The 15161-nt window shown below is 65.8% G+C and carries 13 protein-coding genes, 1 tRNA gene and 1 pseudogene; 11 read left to right on the top strand and 4 right to left on the bottom strand.

All coding sequences use genetic code 11. From position 1 onward, the window contains the following. Window positions 1–121: 121 nt before the first annotated feature. The 5 genes from dndB to CLV68_RS00375 are packed head-to-tail and all read left to right on the top strand — an operon-like array spanning window position 122 to window position 6620. Window positions 122–1285 (top strand): DNA sulfur modification protein DndB, encoded by a 1164-nt coding sequence (gene dndB / locus CLV68_RS00395; protein WP_211346404.1) that lies wholly within the window; start codon window positions 122–124, stop codon window positions 1283–1285. Further along, window positions 1282–2823 (top strand): DNA phosphorothioation system sulfurtransferase DndC, encoded by a 1542-nt coding sequence (gene dndC, locus CLV68_RS00390; RefSeq protein ID WP_121388668.1) that lies wholly within the window; start codon window positions 1282–1284, stop codon window positions 2821–2823. Before dndB ends, dndC begins: the two co-directional genes overlap by 4 nt. Further along, entirely contained in the window at window positions 2820–4793 is a 1974-nt protein-coding gene (gene dndD, locus CLV68_RS00385; RefSeq protein WP_121388667.1) for a DNA sulfur modification protein DndD, read from the top strand. Before dndC ends, dndD begins: the two co-directional genes overlap by 4 nt. Window positions 4794–4812: 19 nt before the next feature. Further along, entirely contained in the window at window positions 4813–5202 is a 390-nt protein-coding gene (dndE, locus tag CLV68_RS00380) for a DNA sulfur modification protein DndE (RefSeq protein WP_121388666.1), read from the top strand. Next, entirely contained in the window at window positions 5199–6620 is a 1422-nt protein-coding gene (locus tag CLV68_RS00375; RefSeq protein ID WP_121388665.1) for a DNA phosphorothioation-associated putative methyltransferase, read from the top strand. The genes dndE and CLV68_RS00375 overlap by 4 nt, the downstream gene beginning before the upstream one ends. 106 nt (window positions 6621–6726) lie before the next feature. On the opposite strand, the pseudogene CLV68_RS35930 reads toward CLV68_RS00375, so the two are convergent. Both CLV68_RS35930 and CLV68_RS00370 read right to left on the bottom strand, forming a co-directional pair. Continuing rightward, window positions 6727–7160: pseudogene (locus CLV68_RS35930) on the bottom strand (IS30 family transposase); the annotation flags it as partial. Window positions 7161–7434: 274 nt separating this feature from the next. Further along, a tRNA-Arg gene (locus tag CLV68_RS00370) sits at window positions 7435–7507 on the bottom strand. Between the two features lie 167 nt (window positions 7508–7674). Between CLV68_RS00370 and CLV68_RS00365 the strand changes: the two genes are divergently transcribed. The 3 genes from CLV68_RS00365 (at window position 7675) to CLV68_RS00355 (ending at window position 10540) form a co-directional block, all read left to right on the top strand. Then, on the top strand, window positions 7675–8595 hold the full coding sequence (locus CLV68_RS00365; RefSeq protein ID WP_246009607.1) for an ABC transporter ATP-binding protein: 921 nt from the start codon (window positions 7675–7677) through the stop codon (window positions 8593–8595). Next, on the top strand, window positions 8592–9797 hold the full coding sequence (locus tag CLV68_RS00360) for an ABC transporter permease (RefSeq protein ID WP_121388663.1): 1206 nt from the start codon (window positions 8592–8594) through the stop codon (window positions 9795–9797). The genes CLV68_RS00365 and CLV68_RS00360 overlap by 4 nt, the downstream gene beginning before the upstream one ends. A gap of 95 nt (window positions 9798–9892) precedes the next feature. Further along, on the top strand, window positions 9893–10540 hold the full coding sequence (locus CLV68_RS00355; protein ID WP_121390855.1) for a response regulator transcription factor: 648 nt from the start codon (window positions 9893–9895) through the stop codon (window positions 10538–10540). On the opposite strand, the gene CLV68_RS00350 is transcribed toward CLV68_RS00355, so the two are convergent. After that, a complete protein-coding gene (locus CLV68_RS00350) occupies window positions 10516–12027 on the bottom strand; it encodes a GGDEF domain-containing protein (RefSeq protein ID WP_121388662.1) in 1512 nt (503 codons plus the stop codon). The two genes, CLV68_RS00355 and CLV68_RS00350, sit on opposite strands and share 25 nt — an antisense overlap. A gap of 113 nt (window positions 12028–12140) precedes the next feature. Beyond that, entirely contained in the window at window positions 12141–12782 is a 642-nt protein-coding gene (locus tag CLV68_RS00345) for a histidine phosphatase family protein (protein WP_121390854.1), read from the bottom strand. Window positions 12783–12835: 53 nt separating this feature from the next. Between CLV68_RS00345 and CLV68_RS00340 the strand changes: the two genes are divergently transcribed. From CLV68_RS00340 to CLV68_RS00330, 3 genes are read left to right on the top strand one after another with little or no spacing between them, the layout of a single operon-like run. Continuing rightward, window positions 12836–13153: an EthD family reductase gene (locus CLV68_RS00340; protein WP_121390853.1), complete on the top strand. Its 318-nt coding sequence runs from the start codon at window positions 12836–12838 to the stop codon at window positions 13151–13153. Continuing rightward, the gene (locus CLV68_RS00335) at window positions 13150–13992 is read left to right on the top strand and encodes a 3-hydroxyacyl-CoA dehydrogenase family protein (protein ID WP_211346402.1); all 843 of its coding nucleotides are present in this window, start codon (window positions 13150–13152) and stop codon (window positions 13990–13992) included. The genes CLV68_RS00340 and CLV68_RS00335 overlap by 4 nt, the downstream gene beginning before the upstream one ends. Continuing rightward, window positions 13986–15149 carry a GNAT family N-acetyltransferase gene (locus CLV68_RS00330; RefSeq protein ID WP_121388661.1) on the top strand — a complete coding sequence of 388 codons (1164 nt, stop codon included), beginning with the start codon at window positions 13986–13988 and terminating at the stop codon, window positions 15147–15149. Before CLV68_RS00335 ends, CLV68_RS00330 begins: the two co-directional genes overlap by 7 nt. The last annotated feature ends 12 nt before the right edge of the window (window positions 15150–15161 follow it).

The following is a 15161-nucleotide window of genomic DNA, read 5'->3' as shown; positions in this document are numbered from 1 at the left end:
GCACTGTCGGTCCCTGACGATAGTGTACGCAACGCCGTCCATGGTTGTTCGTAGACACGCCCTGGGTGGTACGGGATCGAGGAGTCGGACATGCGAACTTGAGCAGGATCGAGGTTGTGGATTGACCGCGCCAATGGCTACCCCTGCGAATCTGCGTTCTGAGACGCCGCTGCCCGCGTCGAAGGTTCCCAAGGACTCGTTCGGCTACGTCTTTCCTGCCATTCGAGGTCTGCAAGCGGGCCGTCACTTCTATGTGACCATGTTTCCGCTCCGGTTGATACCTCGACTGTTTCTCTTTGACGAAGAAGAATTGCAGCCCGCTCTACGTGCGCAGCGCACCTTGAACAAGGCGCGAATCCCGGAGATTGCGCGCTACATTCTGGACAACCCTCGGGAGTACGTTTTCTCTGCGCTCACGGCTTCGGTGGACGCTAATATTTTGTTCGATTCCTTTGATAGCAGCGGCGCGACGGCGCATATAGGGCAGCTGACCATCCCGATGTCTGCACGGTTTGTCATCAACGACGGCCAGCATCGTCGTGCCGCGATCGAACAGGCGCTCCGAGAGAATCCGGAACTCGGCGATGAGAGCATTCCTATCGTGCTATTCGTCGACCTTGGCCTTGAGCGATGTCAGCAGATGTTCACCGACCTGAATCGCTACGCAATTCGGCCGTCGCGGTCATTGACGATTTTGTATGACCAGCGTGAGAGTGGTGCCCGTATCGTGAAGAATCTGGTCAGACAGTCGTCGCTGTGGACCGACTTGATTGAGATGGAACGCAGCAACCTCTCCGCCAGGTCGCGGAAGTTGTTCACATTGTCGGCACTGTACGGCGCGACTAAAGCGCTCCTGGACTCCATCGGTGAGCTGACCGTCGACGATGCCGCGAAGCTGGCTCGCACCTATTGGGGAGTGGCGGCCGAGAAGATTCCAGAATGGAAGCTCGTGCACGAGAGAAAGGTGACTGCCGGAGATGTTCGTCGTGACTTTATACACAGCCACGGGATCTTTCTCCATGCTCTGGGTAAGGTTGGAAACACTCTGCTGCGGGATTCCAGGGACATCCGCTCCTGGCGGCGCAAGCTTGACCCGTTGAGCACGATGGACTGGTCGCGGACGAATTCGCAGCTATGGGAAGGTCGAGCCATCATCGGTGGGCGGGTGTCGAAAACGAGCAACTGCGTCGCGCTCACCGCTAATGTGATCAAAACAACTCTCGGTATCCCGCTAGCCCCGGAGGAGTTGCGGATCGAGACCATGCACGAGCGAGGGATGTCATGAGTCAGGCGAAAAGCACGAAGAAGTCCGCGTTCGACGGCGGTGGCTTGTCCGCGTCAGTGGACCGACTCGTCCAGCAAGTGCAGGACCTGTATCTTGCCGACCGCATCCCGTGGGTCGTCGGCTACAGCGGCGGCAAAGACTCGACCGCGACACTCCAGCTCGTGTGGATGGCGCTGGAAGCTTTGCCTGAGGAGCAACGCACCAAGCCGATCCATGTCATCAGCACCGACACGCTGGTGGAGAATCCCGTCGTCGCGTCCTGGGTCGCGCACTCGTTGGAGCTGATTGGCCAGGTCGCCGAGGCGCGCGCGTTGCCGATCGAGCCGCACCGGCTCACACCGCAGATCACGGACACGTTCTGGGTGAACTTGATCGGCCGGGGTTATCCCGCACCGCGACCGAAGTTCCGTTGGTGCACCGAACGGTTGAAGATCAAGCCGTCGAACGAGTTTATCCGGAACATGGTACGCAAGCACGGTGAGGCAATCCTCGTGCTGGGTACCCGCAAGGCGGAGAGCTCCGGTCGGGCTGCCCGCATGAACTCGCTCGAGTCGCGGCGCGTGCGCGATCAGTTGAGCCCGAACTCGAACTTGCCGAACTCGCTCGTGTATAGCCCCATCGAGAACTGGACCAACGACGACGTGTGGCTGTTCCTTATGCAACGCCCCAATCCGTGGGGGTACGACAACAAGGATCTGCTCACCATGTACATGGGTGCGTCGGCGGACGCCGAGTGCCCACTCGTCGTGGACACCAGCACTCCCAGTTGCGGGGATAGCCGGTTCGGTTGTTGGACCTGCACGCTGGTCGAGCAGGACAAGTCCATGTCGGCGATGATCCAGAACGATGAAGAGAAGGAGTGGATGCGCCCCCTGCTGGACATCCGCAACGAGCTGGACAAGACCGACGACCGCGACCGCCGCGACTTCCGCCGGATGAACGGCACCGTCCAGTTGTTCAACGACAAGCCCATCCCCGGTCCGTACTTGCAGCAGTGGCGGGAGGCGTGGCTGAGGAAGCTGCTGGAAGCTCAGGCCTACATCCGGCAAGAGGGGCCGAGCCACGTCGCGAAGATCGAACTGATCACCTTGGCCGAGCTCGAGGAGATCCGCCGCATCTGGGTTGTGGAGAAGCACGAGTTCGAAGACTCCCTGCCGGGCATCTACGAAGCCGCGATGGGTGACCCGTACCAAGGCCGGTCCATGGACGACCACCTCCCGCTCGGTGCCGACGAGGTCCGGCTGCTCCGCGACATCGTCGGTGAAGACGGCAACCCGCTGCACTTCGAGATGGTCCGCGAGCTTCTGGACATCGAGCAGCGACACCGGGCCATGGCGCGGCGCGCGGGCTTGTTCGACGCGCTGGAAGACGCCATGCGCAGGAGCTTCTACGAGAACGAGGAGGACGCGGTCGGCCGCGCGCTCACTCGCAAGCAGCAGAAGCAACCGGGCCAGAACCAGGACCTTGTGTCCAATGAAGAGCTGATGGAGGCCGGGCTCATCAAGCAGCTCCCGATCGAGAGCATCAACGGATCATGATCTTCGATGAACTGGTTGTCCACAACGTCGGTGTGTTCGGTGGCCGCCACACGTTCACCCTGACACCACCCTCGGAGAGCAAACCGGTCATCCTTATCGGTGCCCTCAACGGCAGCGGGAAGACCACCTTCCTCGACGCGATACAACTCGCCCTGTTCGGGCCACTGGCACGGACCACCAGCCGGGGCAGCGGCAGCTACCCGCTGTACCTGCGCAGGTTGATCCACAACGGAGTCCCGCCGGAGGACGGCGCTTCGGTCGAGCTCGCCTTCCACATCATTGAGGAGGGTAAGCCACGGCATTACCGGGTGTGCCGCTCCTGGACGGGGAACAGCTCAGGTGCGCGCGAGCGGCTGGAAGTGCTCGTCGACAACGTCCACGACGGTGCGTTGTCCCGGCATTGGGCGGAACGGGTCGACGTCTTCGTTCCGCGAGGCGTCGCTGAGCTCTTCTTCTTCGACGGCGAAAAGATCGAAACGCTGGCGGAGCTGGACAACGCGCGGGACATGCTGCGTACCGCGATCGGCTCGCTGCTCGGCCTGGACCTCCCAGACCGCCTGTCCGCTGATTTGGCTGTCATTGAGCGCAACTACAAGACCGCGCAGGCGCCGCCTGCGATGAAGAACATGGTCGACCTGTACCGCAAGCAGCTCATGGAGGCGCGACAGCGGCAAACGGATGCCAAGCATCGGGTCGCTGAGGCCCACGAAGCCGACGAACGTGCGGAGAAGGTCCTCTACGACGTCGAAGTCAAGATCAACTTGGAAGGCGGTGAACTACTCGAGCAACGCCAGGACCTCCAGAAGACCGACGCGATCCTCACCGCGGCGGTCAAGACCCTCGACGCCCGGCTGCAGAACGAGGCCGCCGGGGTACTACCGCTTCTCCTGGTCCGGGATCAGCTCGCCACGCTAGCCGACCAAACGGAAATCGAGCTGGATCACGTTCAGCAGCGTGACGTCGCGAACATCCTCACCGCCCGGGATCGTGAGACCGTCGACTTCCTCAAGCGGCACGGCGGCTCGGCCAAAGCCCTCGAGGCGCTGCAGCGGTTCCTGTCCTCAGACCGCAAAGCCTGGCGGGGCAGGTCGCAGACACGCATCGCGGGTCTCAACCACGACGACCTTCTCACACTGCGTCAACTGACTGGTTCGGTCCTGGACGAGCACGCTGCCACTGTTCGTGACCTCATCAACGAACGCAACGAGACCGTGGCGAACCTCGAGGACACTAAACGCAGCATGCAGAGCGTTCCGTCGGACGAGGCCCTGGTCGACCTCCACGAACTCCGCCGCGATGCCCACCGCATCTCGGCCGCCGCGACCCAAGAGCTCAGCCAGGCCGAAGGCGAGTTGAACAAGGCGATCGCCGACGCGGCGGCCATCGAGAAGCGGCTGAGCAACTTCCTGGACAAAGCGGCCGACGAGATCGCCGAGGCGGACGACGCACGTCGCATCATCGAGCATAGCCAACGCGTCCGGTTGACCTTGGCGAGGTTCCGGGAAGAAGCGACCCGCCGCAACGTCGACCGGATCCAGAAGTTGATCCTGGACTCCCTGCAACGCCTAGCCAGGAAGGACCGGTTGATCACCAACATCGAGATCAACCCGGCTACCTTCGAGGTCGAACTGCACGGCCGCGACGGAACGGTCCTGCTACCCCAGCAGCTGTCCGCGGGTGAGCGCCAACTGCTCGCGGTGTCGATGCTGTGGGGCTTGGCCCAGGCATCCGGACGGCCGCTGCCGGTTGTCATCGATACCCCGCTGGGCCGGCTGGACGGGGTACACCGCAACCACCTGATCGAACGTTACTTTCCGCAGGCCAGCCACCAGGTGATCCTGCTTTCCACCGACCAGGAAATCGACGAAACCGCCATGCGCAAGCTCAGCAAGCATGTCGGCCACTCTTACACCCTCTCCCACGACGCAGCCTCGGGCGCAACCAACGCTCGGACCGGCTACCTCTGGTAACTCGCCACCTGGACCACTCATGCCGATCGACAACATCAAGCCTAGCCAGCAGGCCCGTGACCAGCTGGTCACGTTGAAGCGCCGAACCAAGATCGCTCACTGGAACGTCCTGTGCCGGTGGGCGTTCTGCCGGTCCCTAGCCGAGCCAACGCCGCCTCCGGCGGCGAAGCACCCGGCTGACAGCAACATCGACATCGGCTGGCGCACCTTCGCGGGCGCACACGGTGACATATACTGGGCGCTGCTGCGGCAGCGCTGCCACACCGACGGCCTCCCGCTCGACGAGGAAACCCTCGCCCAGCAGTTCCGCATCCACCTGCACCGCGGCATCGGGTACCTCGTCGGCGATCCCAACATGAAGACCATAACCGGCCTGTTCGAACTCGCCATCACTCCGCCATCGGAATGACCTGGACGGTTCCGCGGCACCGCACAGCCCTGGTCCGCACCACGTTGTCGCGCCCGCTCGCCACTGCGCTCGACGACGGGATCATCACCGCCGACCACACCGTGTTCGACTATGGCTGTGGCCGTGGAACTGACCTCATGCACCTCGATGAACGAGGCATCACCGCCGGTGGCTGGGATCCCAGCCACCGTCCGGACGCCGAGCGAGCGCCCGCCCAGGTGGTCAATCTCGGCTACGTGCTCAATGTCATCGAAGACCCCGCTGAGCGCGTCACCACTCTTCGTGAAGCCTGGGACCTCACCGAAGAGGTGCTGATCGTCTCCGCTCGCATGACGTGGGATGCCCGCGGGTTGCGTGCCCGCCCTGCTGGGGATGGTTTCGTCACCAGCACCGGCTCGTTCCAGAAGTTCTTCGCCCAGGAGGAGCTCCGCACGCTCATCCAGGACTCACTCACCGCCCCGGCGCTGCCCGCGGCACCCGGCATCATCTACGTGTTCCGGGACCCCACACGCGCCAACGCGCTGCTGGCCGCCCGCATCCGCTGCCGCACCGCTCCACCCGAGCCGTGGATCTGTGAGCGGCTGTACGCCGAACACGCCGACCTGCTCGCCCCGTTGATTGACTTTCTCACCCACCGCGGCCGCCTCCCCAAACCCGGCGAACTCCCGGAGACCAGTCGCATCACACACCGCTTCGACAGCCTCGCGCGAGCATTTGCCATCATCGCCACTGCCACTGGCGAAGACCACTGGAACCAGCAACGTCAACGTGCCATCGCCGACCTCCTCGTCTTCTTGGCACTGGCCCGCTTCGACGGCCGCCCCCGCTACTCCCACCTACCTCGCGACCTCCAGCACGACGTCCGCGAGTTCACCGGCACGTACAAGGCGGCCTGCGAGCGCGCCGACCGTCTCCTCTTCGCCTCCGGTAGCCCGAACCTCGTCGCCCTAGCCGTCAACGCCAGCCTTGTCGGCAAGCGAACCCCCACTGCTCTCTACCTGCACGCGACAGCCCTTCCGCACACCCCACCCGTTCTCAGGGTCCTCGAAGGATGTGCTCGTACCCTGACCGGCACCGTCCCCGGTGCCAACGTAATCAAGTTGCACCGCGAGCAGCCCCTGGTGAGCTACCTCAACTACCCGGAGTTCGGGGCCAACCCTCATCCCACCCTTGCCACCGCGCTTACGGTCAACCTCCGCACCCGAACCATCGACTTCCGCGACTACACTCGCTCCTCGGACCCGCCACTCCTGCACCGCACCGAGGAGTTCCTCCACACCGATCACCCGCAGTACGACGAGCTAGCCCGTGTCACTACCGCCGAGGTGGCTGCTGGGCTCTACCAACACCCCGAACGTATAGGGACCCTCGACGGCTGGCGCAGCGAACTGCATCGCCACCGGAGGCTCTCAGAGTGATCCGAAGGTTGGCGATTATTCGACAGTGAATGCCTACACGATCTGCAATTCGTATGCCACGCTAGCCGCGTTTCCGCGGCGTCCGGTGCAGGAGACCACGGCGAGTTCAGGCGGTGGAAGCATCTGCTTCGAGGAGTTCGGTGAATACTTCGCTGGGCTTCTTCCAGTCGTGGAGTTTACGGGTCGGTCGTTGATCTTCCGGCGATGGCGACGAGGTGGGTCGGGTCGCTGGTGATCTCGACGCCCTTGGGGAGGTACTCGCGCACGATCCGGTTCAGGTTCTCGTTGCTTCCTCGTTCCCACGGTGAGTGCGGGTGGGCGAAGAAACGGCAACCTGATCGCCGTGACATCCTTGTGCAGAGCCATTTCCGAGCTGTAGTCCCATGTCAACGAGCGTGTGATCGACGCGGGGAGGTTGTCGACGGCGGCAATGACCGCCTGGGTGCCCATCAGCGAGTCTGGCCCGGTCGGCGGGACGAGGATCAGGAATCGACTGGTGCGCTCCGCCAGGGTCGCCACCGCCGACTTGCCGCCCTTCCCGTGGCTCCGCCAGGTGGGCGCACTCGGCGGCGGGAGTATCAGGTTGCCGGACGACCCGCCACGAGAAAGGTCGGGTGGCTCAACTGGCCCAATCAACGCACCGTCGATCGAGCCTGTGACGGTTGAGTCCAGGCAGGGCACGGCCGAAGGTGAGACCGATCATCGCCCTGAAAGGCGGATCGGACACGGACAACGCCCAAGCGGCCGGTACTCACACCTGATAGGTGTCTTCTAGTACCAGCCGCTCGGCGGTCGATGTTACCCATGTTTTATGTGCCCCCGGCAGGATTCGAACCTGCGACGCACGGTTTAGGAAACCGATGCTCTATCCCCTGAGCTACGAGGGCGGCGCCTGACACCCTACCGGGTCCGTCTCTGGCACGGTTCGCGGGTGGTCCTCAGGGTGGACGTCGGGGGAGGTGGGTGGGTGGTCCACTAGGGGCGATACCGGATGTCGGTCCGCTTCGAGTTGAGCAGGATACTCCGGGTACGGGCCGTGGAGGAGGGAGTCGGGGTGGCTGGACGGCGGTTGGAGATCGATGGGGTGTCCAAGCGGTACGGGGACATCGTGGCGTTGCGGGAGATGACGTTCGAGGTTGGGGCGGGGGAGTTGTTCGGGTTCGTCGGGTCGAACGGGGCCGGGAAGACGACCACGATGCGGATCGCGCTGGGGGTGTTGGCCGCGGATGCCGGGGTGGTGCGGTGGGACGGGGAGCCGATCACGCTGGAGACCCGCAGGCACATCGGCTACATGCCTGAGGAGCGCGGGCTGTACCCGAAGATGAAGGTCGCCGAGCAGTTGGTCTACCTGGCCAGGTTGCACGGTTTGACCACGGCGCAGGCGAAGCAGTCTGTGCAGGAGTGGACCGAGCGGCTGGGTGTCGCGGCCAGGCGGGACGACGAGGTGCAGAAGTTGAGCCTGGGCAACCAGCAGCGGGTGCAGTTGGCGGCGGCGCTGGTGCACAACCCGTCGATCCTGGTGCTGGACGAGCCGTTCTCCGGGTTGGACCCGGTCGCGGTGGACGTGATGAGCAAGGTGTTGTCGGACAAGGCGGCGGAGGGGGTGCCGGTGGTGTTCTCCAGCCACCAGCTCGACCTGGTCGAGCGGTTGTGCCACCGGGTCGGGATTGTCCGAAATGGACAGATGGTCGCGTGCGACACGGTCGAGGCGTTGCGCGCGGGTGGCATCGAGCACCTGGTGGTGGACGCGCCGCGGGCCCCGCGCGGGTGGGCGGACGGGCTGCCGGGTGTCACCGTGGTCGAGCAGACCGGCACCAAGACCGTGTTCGAGCTCGGTGACGGTGCCGACGACCAGGCCGTGCTGCGGGCGGCGTTGGCGACCGGGCCGGTCACCGAGTTCAGCAGGCGCGGGCAGTCGCTGACCGAGCTGTTCCGCAACGTGGTGTCCGAGTCGCACGAGGCGGTGGCGGCATGAGCTCGGTTCCCGATGTGCGGGTCGGCAACTGGGAGGCGGTCGGCCTCGTCGCGGGGCGGGAGATCACCGGCAGGCTCAAGTCCAAGGCGTTCATCATCACCACCGCGGCGACGCTGCTGCTGCTGATCGGCTTCAGCCTGGTGATGAAGTTCGTCTCGGGCGGCTCCGACGCCACGGTCGGCGTGTCCGGCGGCTCGGTCGCGCTGGAGGCCCCGCTCAAGGCGACGGCCACCTCGATCGGGCAGACCATCGACACCCGGCAGGTCGACGAGGCCGCTGGCCGGGCGCAGGTGGACAACGGGGATCTCGACGCGCTCCTGGTCGGCGACGGCGGCAAGATCGTCGTGGTCGTGAAGAAGGAGATCGACGAGAAGCTGCGCAACACGCTCAACGTGCTGGCCGGTCAGCTCGCGCTCAACCAGGAGATCACCGATCTCGGTGGCGACCCCGCGCAGGTCGGCAAGCAGGTCGCCGACGCCAAGGCCGAGGTCAGGCCGATGGAGCCGCCGTTCGACTACAACGGCCAGCAGCTGGTCATCGGCATGATCGCCGGGATCCTGATCTACATGTCGCTGCTGATCAACGGCCAGTCGGTCGCCCAGGGCGTGGTCGAGGAGAAGTCCAGCCGGGTGGTCGAGCTGCTGCTGGCCACGATCCGGCCGTGGCAGTTGATGCTGGGCAAGGTGGTCGGCATCGGCGTGGTCGGCCTGGTGCAGATGGTGGTGATCGGCGGGGCCGGGATCGCCGTCGGGCTGGCGACCGGGGTGCTGACCATCTCGGTGTCCGCCGCGGTCGGCACGGTGGTCTGGCTGGTCGTGTGGTTCCTGCTCGGGTTCTTCGCGTACTCGCTGGTCTTCGCCGCGCTCGGTGCGCTGGTCTCGCGGCAAGAGGACATCGGTGGGGTTATCACGCCGCCGTTGATGTTCGTGATCCTCGGCTACGTGCTCGGTATCTCGATCCTCCCCTCCGACCCGGGCAGCAGGCTGATCGAGATCCTGTCGATGGTGCCGCTGTTCGCCCCGACGCTGATGCCGATGCGGTTGGCGATGGGTGGCGTGCCTGCGTGGGAGGCCGGGCTCGCGGTTGTGCTTGTCCTGGCTCTTATCCCGGGCCTGGTGTGGTTGTCCGGCCGCATCTACCGCAACGCCGTGACCCGTAGTGGCGCCAAGGTCAAGCTGCGGGACGCGCTCCGCGCTACCTGATCAACACTGTCACGTGTGGAACCGGGCGACAGGGTACGATCTCACCTCATGCACCGCTACTTGGTGATGGAGTGACGGTCGACCGGGAGGCGCCTGTGATCAAAGTGCTCATCGCGGACGACGAGGACCTGGTCCGTTCAGGTCTGCGGACGATCCTCACCAGTGCGGGCGACATCGAGGTGGTCGCCGAGTGCGACGACGGCGTGCAGGTGGCAGACCTGGTCAGGCTGCACCGGCCCGCCGTCGTCCTGCTGGACATCCGGATGCGCACCTGTGACGGCTTAGATGCCTTACGCGCACTGATGGCCCTACCGGAGCCCCCAGCCGTGTCGATGATGACGACGTTCGACGTCGACGAGTACGTGCGTGAGGCACTACGCATTGGTGCGAATGGGTTTCTTCTTAAGGACACCGAGCCCGCGCACATCATCAAGGCCGTGCGTGACCTCGCGACCGGTGGCGCTGTCCTTGACCCGAAGGTCGCCGCGCGTGTGGTTACCACGGTCGCGGATGGTGCCCGCGCCGCTGAACCTGCGCGGCAACTGCTGTCGACACTGTCTGACCGCGAGCTTGAAGTCGTTGGCTTAGTGGGTCACGGGCTCTCGAACGCCGAGATCGGCCAGCAGTTACATCTGTCTGAGGCGACGGTGAAGGGGTACGTGTCGGCTGTCTTAGGCAAGATCGGTGCTGTTAACCGGGTCCAGGCAGCGTTGGTGGCTTACCGGGGCGGCTTGATCGCGTAGTCCTCGGACGGCGTATAGACCTCGACACGGTTGCGGCCATGGCGTTTCGCGCGGTAGAGCGCGACGTCGGCGTTGGCGAACAAGCGCTCCAGCGTGTCGTGCCCGGTGGCGACGCCGACGCTCACCGTGGGCTGCTGGGAGACCCCGAGCATGGTGGTCCAGTCGTGGTGGTCGACCGCGAGCCGGATGCGTTCCGCCACCGCGACCCCGACCGGACTGGTGCGGCCTTCCGAGTGATCGGTGACCGCGTCGGTCAGCAGCACCACGAACTCGTCGCCCGCCCAGCGGGCGATCAGGTCCCCGCCACGGCACTCCGCCCGCAGCAACTGCGCGACCTCCCGCAGCGCCGCGTCACCCGCCGCGTGACCGGCCACGTCGTTCACACCCTTGAACCAGTCGACGTCGATCAGGACAAGCCACGGGATCCGACCTGACGCCGTTGCGCGGTCCAAGATGCCTTGCGCGGAGCGTTCGAGGCCCAAGCGATTGGACAGCCCTGTCAGCGGATCGCGAGCGGCCAGCTCTTGCGCTGCCGTCGCCAGACGCTGCGCGCGGATCGCCAGCCGTCGCTGCTCCAATGCCTGCCCTAGACCCTCTTGCAGCGTCTCTATCGCTGTCTGCCGGGCGGAGATGTTGCGGCGCAGCGCCTCGGCCTCGCCAACCGGGTCGCCGTTCTCATGGCAGATGTCGGCCAAGTCCTGCGAGTACCGCTGCAAGAGTGAGGCGTCGTTGATGCGCTCGGCCTCGTCGACCGCGATCCGGCCGAACCCGGTGGCCTGGTCGAGCCGCCCCTGCCGCCGCCGGACCATGGACAGCACCCAGTTCCCGACCGACCGCGCCCACCGGTTGTCCTGCCGCGCGGCGAGCGTCAACGCCTCGTTGGCCGTCTTCTCCGCCCGGAACAACTCGCCGATGCCCGCCAGCGCCGCGCCGTAGGCGGCGAGGAGCGCGATGTGGATGCGCCCCTCGGTGACCAGCGCCAGGCCCTCCTCGAACAGCGGGATGGCCTCCCGGAACGTCGCCTCGGCCAACTCGGGCGGCAGTTCGCAGGCGCGGAAGTTCAGCGTGCCCGCCAGACCTTGCAGGCAGTGCGCGAGGATGTCCCGGTCTTCACCTGATCGTGCGACCTCGACCGACACCCGGCTGATGTCCAGCGCGGCCCGGCGGTGACCGATCCCGTCCAGCAGGTACCCCAGCCGCCCCAGGGTGTCCGCCGCGTACGAGCCGGTCGGCTTCTCCGCGTCGATATCGCTCCACCCCTCGGCGGCCAGTTCGAGGGCGAGCGGGATCCGCTTGAGCCGCCACGCCGCGACCGCCCGCCTGGTCAGGATCGCCGCCCTGGTCCACGGGTCCAGGTCCGGCGGGACCTTGGCCAGCAGCTGGTCGAACAGCGAGTTCGCCTCGTTGGCCCGCCCGGCGTCGATGAGCAGGCGGACCTCCTGGTCCGCCAACAACGCCTCGGTCGCGCCTTGGCCGTCGTGCCCCACACCGTCCCCGACCTGCTCGCCGAACGGCGGGCCGTTCGTGGTCTACGACACAGTGACGGCCAGGCTACAAGCCCGCCGCGACATGCACCGAATGGAGTAGTGGCGCGAAGGCTCTAGAGCTGTGTGGTCCCGTCCGGCGACTCCCTCCATTGCGCGAACGGCCGGTCTAGCGTCCATCGACCGTCTTCGTGCGTCAGGACTCTGTGGTCGCAGTGCGGCGGGTTCGACAACGACTCGAACAGCTCGATGCTCCACGAGAACATCCGCCTGCACAGCAACCGCATCGTCAGCCCGTGCGACACGACCAGCGCGGTGTCCGGGTGGCTCGGATCGTGCTCTACGCGGGCCTCCAGCTCGGTGAGGAAGCTCGCCACGCGGTCATCCACGTCCGCGCCCGACTCACCGTGCGCGAGCCGGTAGAAGAAGTGGCCGAACTCGTGCCGCTTCTGCTTCTGGACCTGCTGCTCTACCGGGTCCTGCAGGTTCCCCCAGTCCTGTTCACGTAACCGGGGCTCTTGCACACGCCGTTCTACCGGTAGACCTAACAACTCAAACGTGCGCATCGTGCGCACGTACGGACTGATGTAAGCGGCTACTGGTCGGCCCGTGAGCAGCTCGCGCAGACGCGTGCCTTCGGCGCTTGCCTGCGCCTCACCACGGGGGGTCAGGGGGAGGGCGTGGTCGGGTATGCGGCAGTAGGCCAGCTCGTCGATGTTGCCCAGGCTCTCGCCGTGCCGCAGCAAGATGATCCGCACACTCACTATCGTGCCCAATGTCCACCCTGGCCGAACAACCCTGGAGCCATTCCGTGATTAAGTACATCGCCTTGTACCGGCGGCCGGACGAGCCGGAGGACTTCGACGCGAAGTACTTCGACAGCCACCTGCCGCTCATCGAGAAGACACCCGGGCTGCTGCGCTGGGAGGTCGCCAAGGTGCAGCGGGTCTTCGTGCACGGCTTCCTCGGCGAGAGTGAGCCCTACCTGGTCGCGGAGATGTACTTCCAGGACGAGGCGGCCCTGAAGATCGCGCTCCAGTCGCCGGAGTGGCAGGTGGCGGGGGCGAACCTGTCCGAGATCGGTGGTCTTGACCTGGTCGCCATGTTCGCTGCGGAGGTGCGGTCGTGAGCGTGCCGGGCACGGTCGCGGTAGTGGGCGGCGGGACCATGGGAGCGGGCATCGTGCACGTCTTCCTCGCCGCCGGTAGCTCTGTCGTGCTCGCTGAGGCTGACGCTGAACGTGCGGCTCTAGGCGTGAGCAACGTCGAGGCGTCGCTGAGGAAGGCCGAGGAGCGCGGCAAGCTCGACGGGACCGCGGCCGAGCTGCTCACCCGCCTGTCCACAGTGGAAGACCTGGCGGCGCTGCCGACCGACACCGCCCTGGTCGTCGAGGCCGTGCCGGAGCGGCTGGACCTCAAGCGCGCCGTGTTCGCCACCGCGGCCCGGCGCTGCCCGGACGCGGTCCTCGCGTCGAACACCTCGTCGTTGTCGATCACCGAGCTGGCCGACGGCCTGCCGGGTGAGCGGCTGATCGGCATGCACTTCTTCAACCCCGTGCCGGTCCAGGCGCTGGTCGAGCTGGTCGTGCACCCCGGCTTGGCCGCGTCGACCGCCGCCACAGCCCGGGGCTGGGCCGAGGCGCTCGGCAAGACCGTCATCGAGGTCAGGGACTCGCCGGGGTTCGCCACCTCCCGGCTCGGGATCGCGGTCGGGATGGAGGCGATCCGCATGGTCGAGGAAGGCGTCGCCTCCGCCGAGGACATCGACACCGGCATGCGGCTGGGCTACGCGTGGCCCATGGGCCCGTTGCGCTTGACCGATCTTGTCGGCCTTGACGTGCGGCTCTCCATCGCCGAGCACCTCGCGCGTGAACTCGGTCCGCGGTTCGAGCCGCCACAGTTGCTGCGCGACAAGGTCGCCCGCGGAGAGCTCGGGCGTAAGACCGGGCAGGGATTCTTCTCGTGGTAGTCGTTCGCCCTTACGTCGACGAGGACTACGAGGCCGTCTACCGGCTGCGGCGCTTGGCGTTCGGTGGGCCTCACGAGCCGCCACCACCCACGGTGGACCCACCCGGTGGGTCGAGTGCTCTTGTCGCGCACGACGACTCCGGCCTGGCCGGGTACCTGCGTGTCTGGGGCTACCGCCAGTTCTTCGGCGGTAGGGCAGTGCCGATGGGCGGAGTGGCCAGCGTGTCAGTGGCGCCTCACGCGCGAGGTAGTGGCGTTGCTGGGAAGTTGCTGACCGACGCTCTAGCGCTGATGCGCGAACAGGGACAGGGGATCTCCGCGCTGTACCCGTATGTGATCCCGCCTTACCGCCGCCATGGCTGGGAACACGTCGGCACGATGCAGACCGCGTTGGTGACCCTGTCCGACCTCGCGGGCACACCACGGTCCTCGGTCCCGGTCCGGCCCGCGACCGACGCCGACCTGGATGCGATCCACGCCTGCTACCTCAGGACAGCGTCAACCATCGACGGCATGCTCGACCGCGCCACTCCGGCGTTCACCCTGTCTCGCGTGCTCGAACTCGACGTCGTCACCGTCGCTCCTGGACCTGACGGTCTACGCGGCTATCTCACCGCCGCTCGGCCCGACGGCAAACGCTTGCGCGTGTACGACCTGATCGCCGACGACGTAGACACCGCGCACGCGCTCTTGCGGCAACTCGGAAGCTGGTCAGGTGGCATAACCGACGCCAATGTCCGACTCGTCGACTACACCCTGCTCGACCTCACCGTGCCGGGCGGTCTTCAGCGCGGCCTGGAGATGCACGACTTCATGCTCCGCGTGGTCGACCTCCCGGTAGCGGTAGCGGCGCGCGGTTGGCCAGCCGTGGCGGAGTCGAAGCCGTTCAGCGTGGACATCGAGATCAATGACCCACATGCCCCGTGGCAGGCAGGGCGGTGGCGCTTGATCCACGAAGACGGCGCGGTCACGGCCGAGCCAGGCGGTAGCGGTGAGGTTCGACTGGAGGCTCGTGCGCTCGGTCCCTGGTACGCGGGTTCGGCGACAGCGACCTCGCTGCGTAAGGCGGGGCTCTTGGTCGGCCCGCGAGAGGCGGCCATAGCGCTCGACAGGCTCACCGGCGCGCCGCACCCGGTCCACCTAGCCGAATCCTTCTGAGTACTACTCTGC

Source organism: Actinokineospora cianjurensis, from assembly GCF_003663795.1.
Classification (GTDB): Bacteria; Actinomycetota; Actinomycetes; order Mycobacteriales; family Pseudonocardiaceae; genus Actinokineospora; species Actinokineospora terrae.
The sequence above is the reverse complement of the archived record's forward strand: the minus strand, read 5'-3'. Positions and strand labels throughout refer to the sequence as shown.

Coding starts and splice junctions, on each gene's coding strand:
- dndC (WP_121388668.1), top strand. CDS start 1,282: ATGAGTCAGGCGAAAAGCACGAAGAAGTCCGCGTTCGACGGCGGTGGC.
- dndD (WP_121388667.1), top strand. CDS start 2,820: ATGATCTTCGATGAACTGGTTGTCCACAACGTCGGTGTGTTCGGTGGC.
- dndE (WP_121388666.1), top strand. CDS start 4,813: ATGCCGATCGACAACATCAAGCCTAGCCAGCAGGCCCGTGACCAGCTG.
- CLV68_RS00375 (WP_121388665.1), top strand. CDS start 5,199: ATGACCTGGACGGTTCCGCGGCACCGCACAGCCCTGGTCCGCACCACG.
- CLV68_RS00360 (WP_121388663.1), top strand. CDS start 8,592: ATGAGCTCGGTTCCCGATGTGCGGGTCGGCAACTGGGAGGCGGTCGGC.